The sequence below is a fragment of the Ruegeria sp. HKCCD8929 genome, assembly GCF_013031405.1.
In the GTDB taxonomy this organism is placed as follows: domain Bacteria; phylum Pseudomonadota; class Alphaproteobacteria; order Rhodobacterales; family Rhodobacteraceae; genus Ruegeria.
In genome coordinates this window covers 1-4138 of the sequence record NZ_WPZY01000099.1, presented here as the reverse complement: position 1 = coordinate 4138, position 4138 = coordinate 1, and the positions used below count along the sequence as shown (strand labels likewise).

General features: G+C 55.5%; 3 protein-coding genes. 2 read left to right on the top strand and 1 reads right to left on the bottom strand.

Annotation, left to right across the window (positions count from 1 at the left end):
* Nucleotides 1-118 precede the first annotated feature (118 nt).
* Nucleotides 119-1036: a LysR family transcriptional regulator gene (locus tag GOX53_RS28950; protein WP_171182340.1), complete on the bottom strand. Its 918-nt coding sequence runs from the start codon at nucleotides 1034-1036 to the stop codon at nucleotides 119-121.
* 94 nt (nucleotides 1037-1130) lie between these two features.
* Here GOX53_RS28950 and GOX53_RS28945 point away from each other — a divergent pair, with 94 nt between their 5' ends.
* Nucleotides 1131-2621 carry a hypothetical protein gene (locus GOX53_RS28945; protein WP_171182339.1) on the top strand — a complete coding sequence of 497 codons (1491 nt, stop codon included), beginning with the start codon at nucleotides 1131-1133 and terminating at the stop codon, nucleotides 2619-2621.
* 446 nt (nucleotides 2622-3067) lie between these two features.
* Nucleotides 3068-3889, top strand: coding sequence for an ankyrin repeat domain-containing protein (locus GOX53_RS28940; RefSeq protein ID WP_171182338.1), 822 nt, complete (start codon nucleotides 3068-3070; stop codon nucleotides 3887-3889).
* Nucleotides 3890-4138 lie beyond the last annotated feature (249 nt).

Here is a 4138-nt window from a genome sequence, read left to right as displayed (position 1 = left end):
AAGGGCAACCCGAACCAGACCCTCAAAATCGTGCTTTGCAAGCTCCAAGTTGCGGACAAACCGGACACTCCCACGTGAATTGAAAGTGGCGATTTTGCTCCACACAGCCTCTAAGAGATCACCAAAAGGTCTGCATTCTTGCTAGCTCGTCCCTTATTCCAATCTCAATTCGCTGTAGAACTGCTCGCACCCGTTTTGGCATCGGCTGGCGGGGAGGCCAGAGCAGATTTACAGCGCGTTCGGGGTTTCCACTTTCCATGACCTTGACCAAGGTACCGCCGCGCAACTCCTCGACCACCTGGTAGCCGTAGAAAGCCGCATAGCCCAGACCCGCTCGGCAAGCGGTTCGTGCTAACGCGACACTATCACACACAAATCCTGCGTCAGGACGCACCACGACGGGCGATCCCCTGAGCTCATCAAATTTCCACTCTAGGCCAAATCGTCTTCTGGAAATGTCGATCCCCACGCATGGCAGGTTGGCTAAGCATTGTGGATTTTCAGGCACACCCAGGCGTTCGACTAAGACTGGCGCTGCACATACGAAAGACGGCATTTTGCCCACCTTTCGAGCAATCATCCCGCTATCTGGTAACTCTCCGATCCTGACGGCGGCATCGTATCCTCCACCTACGAGATCAAGCGGCTGGTCCGTCAGATCAATTTTGAGGCGAAGTTCCGGAAACTCAGATTGCAGAGCAAGAAGTGTCGGTGCCAAAACCAAGTTGCCAAATTCAACTGGTGCTGTGAGTTTGATCTGCCCACGTGCACTTTTCTGAATTTCCTTAATTCGTTCCTCAGAAGTATCCAATCCCTCCAAGAGCCTTTTGCAATCGTGATAGTACTGCTCGCCCTCAAGCGTCAGAACCGACTGCCGTGTGGTACGCGTTATTAGTTTTACATCCAAGGACTTTTCCAATTCCGCGAGGCCTCTCACGACTGTTGGTTGCGATCGACCCAAGCGCCGTGCTGCTTCAGTCTGAGAGCCATGCTCGACGATTGCCACAAAGGTTCTGATCGCAGTCAGTTTGTCCATTTGATCGATTTTTCTGATAAATGTAATTCAATCTTAGCATAAATCATGGCGCCAGGTTTCTCTACCCTGTGTCCTCGCGACGAGGAGGCAAATTATGAGACACCCCATTTTGATTGCATCACTGGCCCTTGGCCCGTTGGCCACTAGCGCCATGGCGCAAACCGAGGCACCCAGCTTGGGCGAAATTGACTTCCCAACGAGTTGCAGTTCGGCCGCGCAAGACGCCGTCACAGAAGGCACCTTGCTTTTGCACCACATGATGTATCGCATGGCCAACGCCCGTTTTGAGGCTGCCGCTGAAGCTGACCCGGTTTGTGCAATGGCTCAATGGGGCATTGCCATGAGCAACTTCCATCCGCTCTGGCCTGGCATTCAATCGCCTCCTGAACGCCAAAAAGGTCTCGCGGCCATCGATCGGGCTGCAAGTCTCGATGCAGGGACCCCGCTGGAACAGGCCTTTGTTGATGCCGCCTCAAAATTCTATGATCCGGCTCTTACCACGTATCCTGAACGCAAAGCCGCTTGGTCAGACGCGCAACGTCAAGTCCTTGCGGACTTTCCCGACAATCCTGATGCCGCGGCTTTTGCCGCTTTGGCTATGTTGGCGGTCGCGCCCCCAACCGATCGATCGCTGGCGCTTCAGCGTGAGGCCGGTGCCCTTTTGGAAGACCTGAACGCACGCGTGCCCCAGCATCCCGGGATCCTGCACTATCTCGTTCATGCCTATGATCACCCGCCATTGGCCGAAGCTGCCCTTCCGTTCGTTCAGGCATACCTGGAACTCGCACCTGAAAACCCGCACGCTCTTCATATGCCCTCGCATATCATGACCCGGCTTGGTCGATGGGAAGAGGCCGCGGACCTCAACCGCAGATCCGCTGCCGCCGTGCTTGCGCAGCCGAAGATCGACGGGACAGTGTCCGACCACTATCCCCACGCGCTGGACTACCTGACCTATGCGCTGTTGCAGATGGGTGAGGTGGAGGAAGCCACCGAAACGGTCGCGACGCTGCTCAATACACCAGACATGCAGGATGTCTTTGGAACAGCGTACGCCGTAGCGGCGGCTCCGGCGCGGCTTGCGTTGGAACAAGAAGACTGGGAGGCCGCAGCAGCACTTCCTGACATTCCCTATGAAGAACTTGAATGGGGCCGATACCCGCATGCACTTGCCATCGTTGCGTTTGCGCAAGGTGTGGGCGCGGCGCGAAGCGGAGACGCTCTAGGGGTTGAAGCCGCACTCGCTCGGCTTTCCGATCTCAAAGCAATCATGGACGAGCGTGGGATGAACTACTGGGTGACTCTTGCGAACGCTCAAAGTGGCGCCATCAGGGCGTGGCAGGCGTATGAAACCGGTGATCCCGCCGCGCATTCCATGATCGAAGCTGCCGCAGAAACAGAGGATTCGGTTGGAAAGGCACCAGTCACTCCAAGCCATGTCCTGCCGGTGCGTGAACAGCTCGGAGATATGCAGCGTTTGCTTGGTGAGACAGACGCGGCCGTGGTCGCTTACGAAGCTGCATTGGCAATTTCTCCCAACCGTCGTCGATCTGTTGCAGGGATTGCAGAGGCATCAGGAAACTGAAGCCGAGCGGTCTTGACCAATTGCCAATTGGATACCTCGCAGGCCCGCGTCTTGGGTCTGCTCCAAGAGAGACGTCTTCGTTGAGTCTGGAAGTAGTTTCAGAGCGAAGACCACGCGGGGTGCCCGTGTAGTTTCGGCAAATTCAATGATGCCATTCGCACAATGCGCAGCATTCGCGAAATATTGGGCTCCCGGCCCGGTTTCGCCGTTTGTGGCGAAAACGTTGGCTCCTGAGATGCGAACGACCGCGTTTTGAACGAGGCGACACAAGCTCAGAGGTTTGGCTGAATTTGCCGATGGACGGTTCCGTAGCGCTTTCACAGAAGTGCTTGTTGTATGAGCATCGGGTGACTGTGAGTCTTTTGCAACCGTCGACGATTTGAGTGGATTGGTTGCGGCGAAACCTCTCTGCGCCTACGGTCAGAGAATTGTGGCGGGAGGTTTCAATGATCCGATCAATTGTTGCAGCGTGCCTGTTTTTGGCGGCCCCCTCGCTACCAGCATTCGCCGAGATGATCCATTTGCATGCCAAGAATGGAAACATCGAGGGCGTTCTGGCTGAGTTGGATAAAGGTGTCGCGCTGGAGATTCGCAGCACCAACATGACAAGCGCTCCAGGCGTAACTCCTCTATTTGTGGCGGCGAAATTCGGCCACGCGGATCTTGTGAAAGAGCTTCTCGCGAGAGGAGCTGACCCCACAGTCTTTTTCTACCAAGAGAATGGCGCCTATACTGTGGGAACAGCACTGCATCACGCAGCGGCCTACGGTCACACAGAGGTGGTTCGGGTTCTTATTGCAGCGGGTGCAGACCCTGCAAGCTATGAGCCTTATATTTCCACACCATTGCACCAAGCCCTCCGAGCCGGAAATTTGGAGATAGCCAATATGCTGGTCGAAGCAGGGGCTCCACGCCGGGTTGAATTCCCCTCAATCGCAAATTCAATTGAAGGCGCCGACCACGTTAGAGGGGCACAATTGGCAAAAGGATGCGAGATTTGCCACGGGGTCCCTTCAAAGTCCCTGTCGTTGGGTGACAACGGCCCAAATCTGTGGGGCATCTATGGCAGTGCCACGGCGTCCGATCATAACTTTGAATACTCAAGCTATCTACGCAAACTCGATACAATTTGGGACGCGGATGCGCTCAACAACTATCTGGCAAGCCCGTATCAGTTTGTACCGGGGACCAAAAAAGTAATGCTCGGGTTTGCCAATGAAGACGATCGCGCATCATTGGTCGCGTTTCTCGCAACTTTGTCTGATTGACGCGAAGCACGAGGGACGGCTCCGTCGGCATCCTATTCCTTGGCCGCTCGATTTTCGCTGCTATTAGAACCAACGGCCGCCTTCGCCGCTGCAAATCAGCGTGCTAAATTATGCTATTGCAGAAAATCTCGCGTTGCGCGCGCACGCAGCGAGAAAACACAAGGTTCAAGCTGGGCTCGCTGCCGCCACTCTCCGCGGCAAGCCTCAACAGGTCCTTGGAGCCCATTGCGGATGAGGTGGATGGCTCCT